Annotated in this window: 11 protein-coding genes; 7 read left to right on the forward strand and 4 right to left on the reverse strand. The window is 70.6% G+C overall.

Annotated features, from left to right (window positions below; translation table 11 throughout):
* Positions 1–945, forward strand: a 945-nt coding sequence (locus P1P75_RS31180) for a glutamine synthetase (RefSeq protein WP_319261805.1), incomplete at its 5' end; no start/stop codon positions are given.
* An 82-nt stretch (positions 946–1,027) separates the two neighbouring features.
* On the opposite strand, the gene P1P75_RS31185 is transcribed toward P1P75_RS31180, so the two are convergent.
* Positions 1,028–1,729: a histone-like nucleoid-structuring protein Lsr2 gene (locus tag P1P75_RS31185; protein WP_319261808.1), complete on the reverse strand. Its 702-nt coding sequence runs from the start codon at positions 1,727–1,729 to the stop codon at positions 1,028–1,030.
* A gap of 283 nt (positions 1,730–2,012) precedes the next feature.
* Here P1P75_RS31185 and P1P75_RS31190 point away from each other — a divergent pair, with 283 nt between their 5' ends.
* On the forward strand, positions 2,013–3,884 hold the full coding sequence (locus P1P75_RS31190) for a hypothetical protein (protein ID WP_319261811.1): 1,872 nt from the start codon (positions 2,013–2,015) through the stop codon (positions 3,882–3,884).
* A gap of 70 nt (positions 3,885–3,954) precedes the next feature.
* On the opposite strand, the gene P1P75_RS31195 is transcribed toward P1P75_RS31190, so the two are convergent.
* Positions 3,955–4,410, reverse strand: coding sequence for a VOC family protein (locus P1P75_RS31195; protein WP_319261814.1), 456 nt, complete (start codon positions 4,408–4,410; stop codon positions 3,955–3,957).
* Positions 4,411–4,592: 182 nt separating this feature from the next.
* Between P1P75_RS31195 and P1P75_RS31200 the strand changes: the two genes are divergently transcribed.
* Positions 4,593–7,589 carry a bifunctional [glutamine synthetase] adenylyltransferase/[glutamine synthetase]-adenylyl-L-tyrosine phosphorylase gene (locus P1P75_RS31200; protein ID WP_319261833.1) on the forward strand — a complete coding sequence of 999 codons (2,997 nt, stop codon included), beginning with the start codon at positions 4,593–4,595 and terminating at the stop codon, positions 7,587–7,589.
* Here the strand turns inward: P1P75_RS31200 and P1P75_RS31205 are convergent.
* Both P1P75_RS31205 and P1P75_RS31210 read right to left on the reverse strand, forming a co-directional pair.
* Positions 7,577–8,479, reverse strand: a complete 903-nt coding sequence (locus tag P1P75_RS31205) for a phosphatase PAP2 family protein (RefSeq protein WP_319261816.1) — start codon at positions 8,477–8,479, stop codon at positions 7,577–7,579. The two genes, P1P75_RS31200 and P1P75_RS31205, sit on opposite strands and share 13 nt — an antisense overlap.
* A 129-nt stretch (positions 8,480–8,608) precedes the next feature.
* A complete protein-coding gene (locus P1P75_RS31210; RefSeq protein ID WP_319261819.1) occupies positions 8,609–9,643 on the reverse strand; it encodes a LacI family DNA-binding transcriptional regulator in 1,035 nt (344 codons plus the stop codon).
* 381 nt (positions 9,644–10,024) lie between these two features.
* Between P1P75_RS31210 and P1P75_RS31215 the strand changes: the two genes are divergently transcribed.
* The 4 genes from P1P75_RS31215 (at position 10,025) to P1P75_RS31230 (ending at position 15,232) form a co-directional block, all read left to right on the forward strand.
* Positions 10,025–11,299, forward strand: coding sequence for an extracellular solute-binding protein (locus P1P75_RS31215; RefSeq protein WP_319261822.1), 1,275 nt, complete (start codon positions 10,025–10,027; stop codon positions 11,297–11,299).
* A gap of 106 nt (positions 11,300–11,405) precedes the next feature.
* The gene (locus P1P75_RS31220) at positions 11,406–12,407 is read left to right on the forward strand and encodes a sugar ABC transporter permease (protein ID WP_319261825.1); all 1,002 of its coding nucleotides are present in this window, start codon (positions 11,406–11,408) and stop codon (positions 12,405–12,407) included.
* A 13-nt stretch (positions 12,408–12,420) separates the two neighbouring features.
* Positions 12,421–13,326, forward strand: coding sequence for a sugar ABC transporter permease (locus P1P75_RS31225; protein ID WP_319261827.1), 906 nt, complete (start codon positions 12,421–12,423; stop codon positions 13,324–13,326).
* A 211-nt stretch (positions 13,327–13,537) separates the two neighbouring features.
* Entirely contained in the window at positions 13,538–15,232 is a 1,695-nt protein-coding gene (locus P1P75_RS31230) for a glycoside hydrolase family 13 protein (protein WP_319261830.1), read from the forward strand.
* The last annotated feature ends 148 nt before the right edge of the window (positions 15,233–15,380 follow it).

Here is a 15,380-nt window from a genome sequence, read left to right on the forward strand (position 1 = left end):
CCCCTCGACGGCTCGCGCCCCACCCCCGCCGACAACTCCGGCTACTTCGACCACACCCCGCAGAACATCGGCATGGACTTCCGCCGCCAGGCGATCACCATGCTGGAGTCGATGGGCATCTCGGTCGAGTTCTCCCACCACGAGGGCGCCCCCGGCCAGCAGGAGATCGACCTGCGGTACGCCGACGCGCTCTCCACCGCGGACAACATCATGACGTTCCGCCTGGTCATGAAGCAGGTCGCGCTGGAGCAGGGCGTCCAGGCGACCTTCATGCCGAAGCCGTTCTCCGAGCACCCCGGCTCCGGCATGCACACGCACCTCTCCCTCTTCGAGGGCGACCGCAACGCGTTCTACGAGTCGGGCTCCGAGTACCAGCTCTCCAAGGTCGGCCGCTCCTTCATCGCGGGCCTGCTCAAGCACGCGGCGGAGATCTCGGCCGTCACCAACCAGTGGGTCAACTCCTACAAGCGCATCTGGGGCGGCTCCGAGCGCACCGCGGGCGCCGGCGGCGAGGCCCCCTCGTACATCTGCTGGGGCCACAACAACCGCTCGGCCCTGGTCCGCGTCCCGATGTACAAGCCCGGCAAGACCGGCTCGGCCCGCATCGAGGTCCGCTCCCTCGACTCCGGCGCCAACCCCTACCTGGCCTACGCCATGCTGCTCGCCGCCGGCCTCAAGGGCGTCGAGGAGGGCTACGAGCTCCCGCCGGGCGCCGAGGACGACGTGTGGGCCCTCTCCGACGCCGAGCGCCGCGCGATGGGCATCGAGCCCCTCCCGCAGAACCTCGGCGAGGCCCTGACCCTGATGGAGCGCAGCGACCTCGTCGCCGAGACCCTCGGCGAGCACGTCTTCGACTTCTTCCTGCGCAACAAGAAGAGCGAGTGGGAGGAGTACCGCTCCGAGGTCACCGCCTTCGAGCTGCGCAAGAACCTGCCGGTGCTGTAGCCCACCGCTTCGGCGCGTCGCTTCATGCGGCGAGGGGCCGGCGGCTGATGATCAGCCGCCGGCCCCTCGCCGTTGCGCGCGGTCAGGCCGCGGCGGTGCTCCGGGCCGCCTGCCAGGCGGCGACGATGTGCTCGGGAAGCGGGCCGCGCCCCGGGACCTCGAGGCCGGCCGAGCGGGCCCAGGCCCGGACCGCCCTCGGGTCGTGGCCGGGCTCCTCGGACATCCGGCCCAGCCGTTCCCGGCGGGCGCGGGCGTGGGCCAACTGCCGCGCCAGTTCCCGTACCTCCGCGTCCAGTTGCTCCGCCGAGCGCGGGCGGCTGGCCGGGAACCAGCGGGTCAGCAGCGAGCCGCCGACCGTCAGCAGCATCACCAGCGCACTCGCCGCCACCGGCGCCTCGTCGGCGATCGGCGGCGCCTCCGCCGGGGTCGCGGTGACGAACAGGGCCGCCACCGCGCTGGAACCGGTGAATCCGATGTAGCCGAGCCAGCCGCTGCACATCCGGGAGAAGGCGTCGTCCGCGCGGGCGCGCACCGCCCTGGCGGCGGCCAGCCCGACGACGATGCAGGCCGCGTAGGCGAGGACGTACCAGAGCGGCTCGGCCGGGGCGAGGGCGTTCAGGGCGGCCCGGGTGCTGGTGCCCGCACCCAGGAAGAAGATCACACCGTGCCAGCTCGGCCGGGTCCCGTACCAGGTGTTCGGCCGGCCGTGGCTGTCCAGCCACCAGGGAAGCGATACCGCCCAGCCGTCCGCGCGCGTATCCTTCCGAACAGAAGAGAAGGCCATTGTCTGCGTCCTTTGCACGCGTCAGTGGTAGAAGATCGTGCCCGATTTCGCCGTCCGGCTCGATTTCTTCTCTTTCACGCGACCCCCCGGTAGTGGCCGGGGGGTCGTTTGTCGATGCTCCCAAGACTGGCGCACCGCGTGGCCGCGAAGCAAGTCTCCAAGGCTCCCTGTGTTTTCTTTTTTCGCAGGTCAGAGGGGTAATTTTCATGATCGACTCGTCAAGCGGGAAGTCGATCACATCAAGGGGCTGTCGCCTCTCATGAAGCGCTGCTAGGTTCGCGCGATGGCACCTCCCCCGCACACGCATGTGCTGCTCGACATCGGGATTCACCGGGACCTGATCCGCTATGCCGTGGCGTCCCATATCGCGCGCCTCGAAGAGCGCGGGGAATTCCAGGTGTCGAACAAGGAACTCGCCGTGCGGGTCGGGATGAAGGAGAGTCAGTTCTCCCACGCGCTCGGCGACGCCCCCGACCGGTTCGGCGACGCCCACCTCGCGCGGCTCGACCTGATCATGACGGCGCTCGGTGTGGAGCACGCGGGCGGGCTGGGCGCCCTCGCCGTGCGGCTGCGGGGCTCCCAGGACCAGGCGGGCCCCGTCGAACCCCACACCCCGGCCAGCCGGCACGACGAACTCCTCGCCCGCGTGAGCGACGACGAGGACATCGCGCTCGCCCAGGTCGAGGCCCTCGTCTCACAGCTACGCGTCCTGTCCGACCTGCGCAGGCCCCTGCACCGGCAGCTGCGCGACCGCCGGGACGCCGTACGCAAACTCGTCGCCCGGCTGATCCTCATCGGCGCCGCGCCCCCCACCCGGCGCAACGTCGAGGCGCTGATCTGGCTGGGCACCCTGTCCGGATACGCCTTCGACCTGATGGCGGGCCAGCTGGAGAAGGCCGTACGGACGGCTCCCCTGGGCTTTCGGGTGTGGCGGGCGGTCACCAAGAGCGTCCTGCTGAACACCGCGAAGTCCGCCCACGCCGACAAGGCCGCGCTCAACGCCCTGCGCGCCTGTGTGGGCAGGTTGCTGGGAGACGCCGAGAAGCTGCGCCTGACGAGCCTGTACCCGGGCCGCTCCCTGGACCTCGAACTCGCCATCGCCGTCCCCGCCGACTGGTCCGCGCCGGCCGGCCCGCAGGACGAGGACGGCGACTGGGTCGGCCGGATGCTGCTCACCAGGGCCCAGAACCGCGACGCCACGCTGCGCGAGCGCGGAACCGCCGCGCACGGCCTGTGGCAACGGGCCGTCGCGGGCCGCGGATGGGACCGCGAGGTCGTCAGACGGCATCTGGAAGCGCTGATAGGCGACTTCGAGGACGCCCGGGACCGCCCGGACATCGCCCCCGGCCTGCGCTGGACCGCCGCCACGCTCCGGGTGGTGATGGCACAGGACGACGGGGTGTGCAACGACTGGCCGCACACCGACGAGCCCTGGTTCCACGCCGTGACGGACGCCGCCGCGCGCCTCGGGGCCGACCCGAGCATCCCCGACCACGTCCGCCCGGCGACGCGCAAGCTGTTCGAGCACGCACTGCTCCAGAACGCCGGAGTCTCGCGCCGCCAGGCGATCGACACCATCGTCGCGGCCGGCTGGGCCGAGCAGGTCGCCACCGCGCTGATCGAGGTTCTCGCCCGGGAGGAGGTCGAGTCCTGGCTGCGCATCCGGGCCCTGTTCGCCCTCGGCTTCCTCCAGTGCCGTTCCGAACAGGTCGAGGACGCCCTGGTCGAGGCGTGCCTCGTCGCCCACGACAAACTGACCGGGCAGAAGCACCCCGGAGACCATCCGGCCACCGTCACCGAACTGCACGCCGCGCTGTTCAGCGTGGGCGACTGCTTCGGCGCCCGCGGCGCGGAGGCGCAGGCCCGCGCCGTCCGCAAACGGCTCAAGGACGTCCTGGAGCAACTGGCGGGCAACGGCAGCACCAACACCCCGCAGGCCTGGCCGGTCGCCCGCGCCACCGCCTATCTGCTGACCGTCACCGCGCAGGACCGCGAGGACGACCGGCCCGACCTGGCCGAGGAACTGCTCACCGTCCTGACCCGGCACCGCGACGAGGTGACCAGGAAACTGAGCGTCTGGGCCCTCGACTTCCGCTTCGACGACGACGAGAAGCACACGGTACGGCCTCTGATCGCGGCGGCCGGGGGGTCCTGAACGGCGCGGGACGGGCGTACGCGGACGGGCGTACGCGGAGCGGCGGCGCGGGTGTCCGCGGGGGCAGGGGCTACTCCGGCTGCTCCTGTTCCCGCCGCGCGGCGAGGTCCGCGAGAAGCCGGTGCAGGGGTTCCGTCGCGCGGCGGCGGTACTCCTGGATCGCCCAGCCGTTGCCGTCGGGGTCCTTGAAGTACATGAAGGTCGCGCCGTCCTGCGGGGCGAACTGCTGCGGCTCGCTCACCTCCAGGCCGCGGGCGGTCAGCTCCTCGTAGGCCGCCTTCGCGTCCGTCACGCAGAGCTGCAGGCCGTGGTACGACCCGGGAGCAGGCGTACCCGTCGGCACCTGGAGGCCCTCCGACAGGGCGATCGAACAGCCCGAGCCGGGCGGCGTGAGCTGCACGATCCGTACGCCTTCCATCACCTCGCCGTCGAGGTCCACGTGGAAGCCCACCTTGTCCCGGTAGAACTCCTTGGCGCGCTCCACGTCGGACACCGGCAGCAGGATGACTTCGAGGGTCATGTCCATCGGGTGACTCCTTCGTCGCGACCGTCATGAATGCAGTACGGCCCCCTCGGGGCAGCCCCGAGGCACATGGCCGCCTCCCACACAACCCGAAAGCCGGCCGGGGCGCCACCGTGGCGGCGCGGGTTACGCTCAAGCCCGTACGACCTTGATCGGAGCCGAGGAGGCCGGGGATGACGGGGCCGATGACGGGACCGGGGCGCAGAAGCAGCACCTTCACGCGACTGCTGCGGCACGGGTTCACCGATGCCTCCGCCGCCGAACGCCTCCTGGACGGCGCCGAGCTGTCCCCCGTGCGCAACGACCCGGTGCTGCTCGAAGCCCTCGGCCGCACCGCGGACCCCGACCTGGCCCTGCACGGACTCGTCCGGCTGCTGGAGGCGCAGCCCGGCGCCAGTGCCCGGCGGGAGCTGCTCGACACGGTGATAGCCGCCAAGCCGCTGCGCGACCGGCTGCTCGGCGTCCTCGGCGCCTCCGCCGCGCTCGCCGACCACCTCGCCCGGCACCCCCGCGACTGGGAGGCGCTGGTCACCTACGAGCCGCGGGACCTGCACCCCGGCGTGGAGGAGTTCGAGCGCGGACTCGCCGAGGCCGACGATCCGGTGTCGCTGCGCGTCGCCTACCGGCGCTGCCTGCTGTCCATCGCCGCCCGCGACGTGTGCGGAACCACCGACCTCGCCGAGACCGCCGCCGAACTCGCCGACCTCGCCACCGCCACCCTGCGGGCCGCCCTCGGGCTCGCCCGCGCCGCCGCCTCCGACGACGCGGCCCCGTGCCGGCTCGCGGTGATCGCGATGGGCAAGTGCGGCGGACACGAGCTGAACTACGTCTCCGACGTCGACGTCATCTTCGTGGGCGAGGCGGCCGACGGCGCCGACGAGGGCAAGGCGCTGCGCGCCGCCACCAAGCTGGCCGCGCACATGATGCGGATCTGCTCGGAGACCACCGTCGAGGGGTCGATCTGGCCCGTCGACGCCAACCTGCGGCCCGAGGGGCGCAACGGCCCGCTGGTGCGGACCCTCAGCAGCCATCTCGCCTACTACCAGCGCTGGGCCAAGACCTGGGAGTTCCAGGCCCTCCTCAAGGCCCGGCCGGTCGCCGGGGACCTCGAACTGGGCGCGGAGTACGTCAGCGCCGTCGCACCGCTGGTGTGGCAGGCCGCCGAGCGGGAGAACTTCGTCCCCGACGTGCAGAAGATGCGGCGGCGGGTCGTCGAGAACATCCCCGTCGCCGAGGTCGAGCGCGAACTCAAGCTCGGGCCCGGCGGGCTGCGGGACGTCGAGTTCGCCGTACAGCTGCTCCAGCTGGTGCACGGGCGGGCCGACGCGTCGCTGCGCAGCGGCACCACGCTCGACGCCTTGCAGGCGCTCGCCGCCGGCGGATACGTCGGGCGCACCGACGCCGTGCAGCTCGACGCCGCGTACCGGTTCCTGCGGTCCATGGAACACCGCATCCAGCTGTACCGGCTGCGCCGCACCCACCTCGTCCCCGTGGTCGAGGGCGACCAGCGGCGCCTCGGACGGTCCCTCGGCCTGCGGACCGACCCGGTGGCCGAGCTGAACCGCGAGTGGAAGCGGCACGCGGCCGTCGTACGGCGCCTGCACGAGAAGCTGTTCTACCGGCCGCTGCTGGACGCGGTGGCCCAACTGCCCTCCGGCGAAGTGCGGCTGAGCACCCAGGCCGCCCGCGAGCGGCTCGTCGCCCTCGGCTACGCCGATCCTGCCGCGGCCCTGCGGCACCTGGAGGCGCTGGCGTCCGGAGTGACCCGCAAGGCGGCGATCCAGCGCACGCTGCTGCCCGTGCTCCTCGGCTGGTTCGCCGACTCCGCCGACCCGGACGCCGGACTGCTCAACTTCCGCAAGGTGTCGGACGCGCTGGGCAAGACGCCCTGGTACCTGCGGCTGCTGCGCGACGAGGGGGCCGCCGCGGAGAACCTCGCGCGCGTGCTGTCCGCCGGGCGGCTCGCGCCCGACCTGCTGATGCGGGCGCCCGAGGCCGTCGCGCTCCTCGGCGACGGTGACGCGGGCGGGCTGGCGCCGCGCGGGCGGGCCCACCTGGAGCAGGAGATACTCTCCGCGGTCGGCCGCGCCGACAGCGCCGTCCAGGGCGTCACAGCCGCCCGCGGGGTGCGGCGACGGGAGCTGTTCCGTACCGCCGCCGCGGACATCGTCGCCTCCTACGGCACCGAGGCGCAGCCCGTCGAGGCCGACCAGGGCGCGCTCGTCGACCTCGTCGGCGGGGCCGTCTCCGACATCACCGCCGCCACCCTCGCCGGCACCCTGCGGGCCGTCGTACGGGACGGGTGGGGCGACACCCTGCCCACCCGGTTCGCGATCATCGGCATGGGCCGGTTCGGCGGGCACGAGCTGGGCTACGGCTCCGACGCCGACGTGCTGTTCGTGCACGAACCCCGGGAGGGGGTCGACGAGCACGAGGCCGGGCGGGCCGCCAACGCCGTCGTCTCCGAGATGCGGCGGCTGCTCCAGGTGCCCAGCACCGACCCGCCGCTGCTGGTCGACGCCGACCTGCGGCCGGAGGGGAAGTCCGGACCGCTCGTGCGGACGCTCAAGTCGTACGAGGCGTACTACCGGCGGTGGTCGCTGGGCTGGGAGTCGCAGGCGCTGCTGCGGGCCGAGCCGGTCGCCGGGGACGAGGACCTGGGACGGCGGTTCGTCTCGCTGATCGATCCGCTGCGCTATCCGCGGGCCGGGCTCGGGGACGACGCGGTGCGGGAGATCCGGCGGCTGAAGGCGCGCATGGAGGCCGAGCGGATGCCCCGCGGGGCCGATCCCAAGCTGCACACCAAGCTGGGGCCGGGCGGGCTGTCGGACGTCGAGTGGACCGTGCAGCTGCTGCAGCTGCGGTACGGGGCCGAAGAGGCGGGTCTGCGGACCACGCGTACGCGCGGGGCGCTGGCCGCCGCCCGTGCGTGCGCTCTGCTGTCGGAGGAGGACGCGGCGACGCTGGACGAGGCCTGGGTGCTGGCCACCCGGGTGCGCAACGCGGTGATGCTGGTGCGGGGGCGGGCCGGGGACACGTTCCCGTCCGATCCCCGCGAGCTGGCCGCCGTGGGGCGGTATCTGGGGTACGGGCCCGGTCATGTGGGGGACATGCTCGACGACTACCGGCGGACCGGGCGGCGGGCTCGCGGGGTCGTGGACTCGCTGTTCTACGGAGCGTGACGAGGGGGGCGCCCTGTGCTGGTACCGGTGCGCTGTGGGTCGCGGCCCTCCCGTACGGCTACGGTCCCGGTCGCGGGCCGTCTGGGCAGGGACTGGGGCAGGGATCCGTACCAGGTGCGGGTCACCGTGTAGCCGAAGACCAGGCAGACCATGCCGCCCACCGCGTCCAGCCAGAAGTGGTTCGCCGTGGCGACGATGACGATCAGGGTGGCCGTGGGATAGAGGAGGCCCAGGATGCGGACCCAGGGGAGGCTGGCCAGGGTGAAGATCGTCAGGCCGCACCAGAGGGACCAGCCGATGTGCATCGAGGGCATCGCGGCGTACTGGTTCGACATGTTCTTGAGGTCGCCCGAGGCCATGGAGCCCCAGGTCTGGTGGACGACCACCGTGTCGATGAAGTCGTTGCCGTTCATCAGGCGCGGGGGAGCCAGCGGATACAGGTAGTAACCGACCAGGGCCACCGCTGTGGTCGCGAACAGGACCAGGCGTGCTGCCCCGTAGCGGCCGGGGTGGGCGCGGTAGAGCCAGACCAGGACGGCCAGGGTCAGCACGAAGTGCAGGGTGGCGTAGTAGTAGTTCATGCCGACGATGAGCCAAGTCACCGCGTTGACGCCATGGTTGACGGACTCCTCGACGGCGATGCCGAGATGGTGCTCCATCCGCCAGATCCAGTCGGCGTTCTTCAGGGCCTCGGCGCGCTGCTCCGGGACCGCGTTGCGGATCAGTGAGTACGTCCAGTAACTCACCGCGATCAGCAGGATCTCGAACCAGAGGCGCGGGCGGCGCGGGGTGCGCAGGCGCTGCAGCGGATCCGGGCGTTGTGCGGCCGCCACAGGCGCTGGAACGGCCCGTTCGCGGCCTTCCAGTGACGTCACGGTCGATTCACCCATGGACACAGAGTCTGCCAGAAAAGCCTTCTTCTCCGATCATCCCCTGGTCCGATACGGCCCGCATGTTCTCCTCCGGTGGACCCTTGCGGGATACGGCGAAGGTACTGCCCGACAAAGGGCTTCTGCGGCCTACGGACGATTGTGGTCACCGGGGGCCGAGGCCGTCGAGCCGCGGACCACCAGTTCCGGCATGAACACGAACTCGCTGTGCGGGGCCGGCGTACCGCCGATCTCCTCCAGCAGGGTGCGCACCGCGGCCTGGCCCATCGCGGGGACCGGCTTGCGCACGGTCGTCAGGGGCGGGTCGGTGAACGCGATCAGCGGGGAGTCGTCGAAGCCGACGACGGAGATGTCGTGGGGGACGGACAGCCCGCGCTGGCGGGCCGCCCTTATCGCGCCGAGGGCCATCATGTCGCTGGCGCAGACCACCGCCGTGCAGCCGCGGTCGATGAGGGCCATGGTGGCGGCCTGGCCGCCCTCCAGTGTGTAGAGGGAGTGCTGGACCATGTCCTGCTCGACCGTCTCCGCGTTCAGCCCGAGGGTGTCCTGCATGGCGCGGACGAAGCCCTCGATCTTGCGCTGGACCGGGACGAAACGCTTGGGGCCGAGGGCCAGGCCGATCCGGGTGTGGCCCAGGGACGCGAGGTGGGTGACCGCCAGGGTCATCGCCGCCCGGTCGTCGGGGGAGATGAACGGCGCCTGCACCTTGGGGGAGAAGCCGTCGACGAGGACGAAGGGCACGCCCTGCGCGCGCAGCTGTTCGTAGCGCTGCATGTCGGCGGTGGTGTCGGCGTGGAGACCGGAGACGTAGATGATGCCGGAGACCCCGCGGTCCACCAGCATCTCGGTCAGCTCGTCCTCGGTGGAGCCGCCCGGGGTCTGGGTGGCGAGGACGGGGGTGTAGCCCTGGCGGGTCAGCGCCTGGCCGATGACCTGGGCCAGGGCCGGGAATATGGGGTTCTCCAGCTCGGGCGTGATCAGACCGACCAGGCCGGCGCTGCGCTGGCGCAGGCGGACAGGGCGCTCGTAGCCCAGGACGTCCAGTGCGGCGAGCACGGACTGGCGGGTGGTGGGAGCGACGCCGGGCTTCCCGTTGAGGACGCGGCTGACGGTCGCTTCGCTCACGCCCGCCTGCGCGGCGATGTCGGCAAGCCGTGTGGTCACAGGGGTGGACTGTACCGGCCAGGTGTCCCCTTGCACACCAAACGGGCGCCGCGGGCGACCTGTCGGACGGCCCCGGCCGGGCTGCTGCGTCATCGCACTCCCTCGTGAAAGTGATGGCAAGAGCTTGCAGAGTCTTGCACAACCCGTCTCTGACCGCTCCACCGTTGGAAACAAGCGTCTCATGACGGTCGCCAAGAGGTCACGCCCGAATAACTTCGGAGATCTCTTTCACTTCTTTTCTGCAAGCTCTTTCGCAACGCTTACATCGCTGTTACGTTCTGGACGCCCGACGGCAGCAATGGCGCGGTCGGCAAGTCGACAGGGACGGCGGACGGGGCCGTTTCCTGAGCTACACGGGCTTTCACCCTCAAGGAGAACTCAATGCGGCGTGGCATAGCGGCCACCGCGCTGGTGGCGTCCCTCGCCCTCGCGGCGACGGCCTGCGGCGGCAGTGACGACAGCGGCGACTCGGCCGACGGCCCGGTCACCATCACCTGGTGGGACACGTCCAACGCCACGAACGAGGCGCCGACGTACCAGGCCTTGGTCAAGGAGTTCGAGGCCGCCAACAAGGACGTCAAGGTCAAGTACGTCAACGTGCCCTTCGACCAGGCGCAGAACAAGTTCGACACCGCCGCCGGTTCCAAGGGCGCGCCGGACGTGCTGCGCTCCGAGGTCGGCTGGACCCCCGCCTTCGCCAAGAAGGGCTTCTTCCTGCCGCTGGACGGCACCGAGGCCCTCGCCGACCAGGCCAAGTTCAAGCCGAACCTGATCGAGCAGGCGAAGTACGAGGGCAAGACGTACGGCGTGCCGATCGTTACCGACACCCTCGCGCTGGTCTACAACAAGGCGCTCTTCGCCAAGGCCGGCATCACCGAGGCCCCCAAGAGCTGGGACGACCTGAAGAAGGCCGCCGCCACGGTCAAGGACAAGACCGGAGTGGACGGCTACTGGGGCTCGACCCAGGCCTACTACGCCCAGTCCTTCCTCTACGGCGAGGGCACCGACACGGTCGACGCCGACGGCAAGAAGGTCACCGTCAACTCGGCGGAGGCGAAGAAGGCGTACGGCACCTGGCTCGGCATGTTCGACGGCAAGGGCCTGCACAAGGCGGACACCACCGCCGACGCCTACGCCCACATCCAGGACGCCTTCGTCAACGGCAAGGTCGCCGCGATCGTCCAGGGCCCGTGGGAGATCACGAACTTCTACAAGGGTTCGGCGTTCACGGACAAGAACAACCTGGGCATCGCCACCGTCCCGGCCGGCTCCACCGGCAAGGCGGGCGCCCCGACCGGCGGCCACAACCTCTCGGTCTACGCCGGCTCGGACGCCGCCCACCAGAAGGCCGCGCTGAAGTTCCTCAACTTCATGACCTCCGCGAAGTCCCAGGCGGCCGTCGCGCAGAAGAACTCCACGCTGCCGACCCGCGACGACGCCTACACCGCCGAGGTCAAGGCCGACCCGGGCATCGCCGGCTACCAGACGGTGCTGTCCGCCGCCCAGCCGCGCCCGGCGCTGCCGGAGTACAGCTCCCTGTGGGGCCCCCTGGACACCGAACTGCCCAAGATCGCGGGCGGCAAGGTCTCCCTCGACAAGGGCCTGAGCAACGCCGAGACCGCCATCGCCAAGCTGGTGCCGGACTTCAGCAAGTGAGCCCCGCGTGGCCGCCGGATCACCCCCCGCACGGGGGAGTGATCCGGCGGCCACCGGCCTGTCCCAGCCCGCCCCTGATCTTCGAATTTCCAGAAGGTGTCGAACCATGACAGTCGCCATCGACCGCGCGACCGGCAAGCGCCGCGGTGACGCGCCGCGCCCCGGGCTGGGTCAGCGCCTGAAGCACGGTTACCAGAAGCACTGGTACGCCTACGTCATGATCGCCCCCGTGGTGATCGTCCTCGGCGTTCTCGTGCTGTACCCCCTCGGGTACGGCATGTACCTCACCCTCACCGACGCCAACAGCCTCAACACCGGCCGCACGATCGGCGTCAACGAGATCGAGGCCACCTACAAGTTCATCGGTCTGGACAACTACGCCGACATCCTGTGGGGCGAAACCGCTTACGACCGCTTCTGGTCGCACTTCATCTGGACGATCGTCTGGACCGCCGCCTGTGTCGCCCTGCACTACACCATCGGTCTCGGCCTCGCCCTCCTGCTCAACCAGAAGCTGCGCGGACGCACCTTCTACCGGCTGATCCTGGTCCTGCCCTGGGCCGTGCCGACCTTCGTCACCGTCTTCGGCTGGCGGTTCATGCTCTCCGACGGCGGCATCATCAACTCCGCCCTGGAAGGCCTGCACCTGCCGACGCCGCTGTGGCTGGAGGACACCTTCTGGCAGCGGTTCGCCGCGATCATGGTCAACACCTGGTGCGGTGTGCCGTTCATGATGGTCTCCCTGCTCGGCGGCCTCCAGTCCATCGACTCCACCCTCTACGAGGCCGCGGAGATGGACGGCGCCAACGCCTGGCAGCGGTTCCGTTACGTCACCCTGCCCGGCCTGCGGTCGGTCAGCTCGACCGTCGTGCTCCTCGGCATCATCTGGACCTTCAACCAGTTCGCCGTGATCTTCCTGCTGTTCGGCACCACCGCGCCGGACGCCCAGATCCTTGTCACCTGGGCGTACTACCTCGGCTTCGGACAGCAGCCGCGTGACTTCGCCCAGTCGGCGGCCTACGGCATCCTGCTGCTGGCCATCCTGATCGTCTTCACCTCGTTCTACCGCCGCTGGCTGAACCGCAACGAGCAGCAGCTCGCGATCTGAGGCAGGAGTTCCCATGAGTACCACCACCGCCGAGACCTCCGCCGACGCGACCGAGCGGCCCGCGGCCGGCCCCGCCAAGGGCACCGGGCGCGGACAGCGCGGGATCGTCACCTCGCTCGCCTCGCACGGCGTGCTGATCACCGCCTCGCTGATCGCGCTCTTCCCGATCGCCTGGCTGGTCTACCTCTCCCTCGGCCCGGACAAGGACGACTACCTCCACCCCGGGGGCATCTGGTCGAAGATGACCCTGGACAACTACTCGTTCGTCCTGCAGAACACGAACTTCTTCGACTGGCTGAAGAGCTCGCTGATCGTGTCGCTGGGCACCACGGTGATCGGCGTGATGATCGCCGCCACCACCGGCTACGCGGTGTCCCGCATGCGCTTCCCGGCCTACCGCAAGTTCATGTGGGTGCTGCTGGTGACCCAGATGTTCCCGGTCGCCGTGCTGATGGTGCCGATGTACCAGATCCTCTCGGACCTCCAGCTCATCGACACCTACCTCGGCCTGATCCTGGTCTACTGCTCGACCGCGGTGCCGTACTGCGCCTGGCTGCTCAAGGGCTACTTCGACACCATCCCGTTCGAGATCGACGAGGCCGGCCGGGTGGACGGACTGAGCCCCTTCGGCACCTTCGCGCGGCTGATCCTGCCGCTCGCCAAGCCGGGCCTCGCGGTAGCCGCGTTCTACAGCTTCATCACGGCCTTCGGCGAGGTCGCCTTCGCCACCACGTTCCTGCTGGACGACGAGAAGTACACGCTTGCCGTCGGACTGCAGAGTTTCGTCAGCGAGCACGACTCCCAGCGCAACCTGATGGCCGCCACCGCCGTACTGATCGCGATACCGGTTTCCGCGTTCTTCTACCTCGTGCAGAAGAACCTGGTGACCGGCCTGACCGCGGGCGGCACGAAGGGCTGACCCTCCTTCGGGAGGGCCGGCACATCCCCCGGACCCGAGGCGGCCGCGGTCACCATCCGACCCCGCTGTGACCGCGGCCGCCTCGACAGCACCGCCGTACGACCGTGTACGACCCTGTACGACCGCCGTATGTACGCCTGAATCCCGATGACCCGTCCCCCACTCCGGACTTCACGCGAGGCCGGGGGACCCCCACCGCATCAAGGAAGCCATGAGCCAGCAGCACTCCGCCGCCCCGGCCCCGACCACCCGGCCCGACCCGGCCGTCGCCACCGTCGCGCAGCGCGGCGACTGGTGGCGGGACGCGGTCATCTACCAGGTGTACCCGCGCAGTTTCGCCGACAGCAACGGCGACGGCATGGGTGACCTGGAAGGCGTACGCTCCCGTCTCCCGTACCTGCGAAGCCTCGGCGTGGACGCCGTGTGGCTCAGCCCCTTCTACGCCTCGCCGCAGGCCGACGCCGGCTACGACGTCGCCGACTACCGTGCCGTCGATCCCATGTTCGGCAACCTGCTGGACGCCGACGCCCTGATCCGCGACGCCCACGAGCTGGGCCTGAGGATCATCGTCGACCTGGTCCCCAACCACTCCTCCGACCAGCACGAGTGGTTCAAGCGCGCGCTCGCCGAGGGCCCCGGCTCCCCGCTGCGCGACCGCTACCACTTCCGCCCCGGAAAGGGCACGGACGGCGAACTCCCGCCCAACGACTGGGAGTCCATCTTCGGCGGCCCGGCCTGGACCCGGATCACCGAGCCCGACGGCACACCCGGCGAGTGGTACCTGCACCTCTTCGCGCCCGAGCAGCCCGACTTCAACTGGGAACACCCGGCCGTCGGCGACGAGTTCCGCTCCGTACTGCGGTTCTGGCTCGACATCGGCGTCGACGGCTTCCGCATCGACGTGGCACACGGCCTGGTGAAGGCGGAGGGCCTGCCCGACCTGGGATCCCACGACCAGCTCAAGCTGCTGGGCAACGATGTCATGCCGTTCTTCGACCAGGACGGCGTGCACGAGATCTACCGACAGTGGCGTCTCGTCCTCGACGAATACGCGGGCGAGCGCATCTTCGTGGCCGAGGCGTGGACGCCGACCGTCGAGCGGACCGCCAACTACGTCCGCCCCGACGAGCTGCACCAGGCGTTCAACTTCCAGTACCTGGCGACGGAGTGGGACGCGGCCGAGCTGAAGGTCGTCATCGACCGCACCCTGGAGGCCATGCGCCCGGTCGGCGCCCCCGCCACCTGGGTCCTGTCCAACCACGACGTCACCCGGCACGCCACCCGCTTCGCCAACGCGCCCGGCCTCGGCACCCAGATCCGCACGGCGGGCGACCGCGCGCTGGGCCTGCGGCGCGCCCGCGCGGCCAGCCTGCTGATGCTGGCGCTGCCCGGCTCGGCCTACGTTTACCAGGGCGAGGAACTGGGCCTGCCGGACGTCGTCGACCTGCCCGACGAGGTGCGCCAGGACCCGGCGTACTTCCGCGGCGCGGGCCAGGACGGCTTCCGTGACGGCTGCCGCGTCCCGATCCCCTGGACTCGCGAGGGTTCCTCGTACGGTTTCGGCGGTGGCGGCAGCTGGCTGCCGCAGCCCGAGGGCTGGGGCGAGCTGAGCGTCCAGGCGCAGCAGGGCGTGCCCGGCTCGACGCTGGAGCTGTACCGCTCGGCGCTGGAACTGCGCCGGTCCCTGCCGGACCTCGGCGCGGGCGACTCGGTGGAGTGGCTGCGCGCCCCCGAGGGCGTGCTGGCGTTCCGGCGCGGCGAGTTCGTGTGCGTCGCCAACACCTCCGGCGAGTCCGTGACCACCCCGGCGTACGGCCCCGTCCTGCTCGCCAGCGGTGAGCTGACCGAGGCGGACGGCGAGGCGAAGGTGCCGGCGGACACGACGGTGTGGTTCACGACGGTCTGACGAGCCTGACGGACCTGACGGACCTGACGGACCTGATGAGCCTGACGGACCTGACGGCGTTGAGCAGGCGATCAATTGAGGAGGATTGAGGCGGTCGGATGTTGCTGCCGGGACGCGCCCTCGGAACCTTTACCGGTTCTCCCGTCAT

Origin of the sequence: Streptomyces sp. ID05-39B, from assembly GCF_033794725.1 — a bacterium.
Taxonomy (GTDB): domain Bacteria; phylum Actinomycetota; class Actinomycetes; order Streptomycetales; family Streptomycetaceae; genus Streptomyces; species Streptomyces bobili.

Bases quoted from the DNA above. Each gene is read 5' to 3' on its own strand.
- P1P75_RS31185 (WP_319261808.1), bottom strand. From the start codon at position 1,729: ATGGCCTTCTCTTCTGTTCGGAAGGATACGCGCGCGGACGGCTGGGCG.
- P1P75_RS31190 (WP_319261811.1), top strand. From the start codon at position 2,013: ATGGCACCTCCCCCGCACACGCATGTGCTGCTCGACATCGGGATTCAC.
- P1P75_RS31195 (WP_319261814.1), bottom strand. From the start codon at position 4,410: ATGGACATGACCCTCGAAGTCATCCTGCTGCCGGTGTCCGACGTGGAG.
- P1P75_RS31200 (WP_319261833.1), top strand. From the start codon at position 4,593: ATGACGGGACCGGGGCGCAGAAGCAGCACCTTCACGCGACTGCTGCGG.
- P1P75_RS31205 (WP_319261816.1), bottom strand. From the start codon at position 8,479: ATGGGTGAATCGACCGTGACGTCACTGGAAGGCCGCGAACGGGCCGTT.
- P1P75_RS31215 (WP_319261822.1), top strand. From the start codon at position 10,025: ATGCGGCGTGGCATAGCGGCCACCGCGCTGGTGGCGTCCCTCGCCCTC.
- P1P75_RS31220 (WP_319261825.1), top strand. From the start codon at position 11,406: ATGACAGTCGCCATCGACCGCGCGACCGGCAAGCGCCGCGGTGACGCG.
- P1P75_RS31225 (WP_319261827.1), top strand. From the start codon at position 12,421: ATGAGTACCACCACCGCCGAGACCTCCGCCGACGCGACCGAGCGGCCC.
- P1P75_RS31230 (WP_319261830.1), top strand. From the start codon at position 13,538: ATGAGCCAGCAGCACTCCGCCGCCCCGGCCCCGACCACCCGGCCCGAC.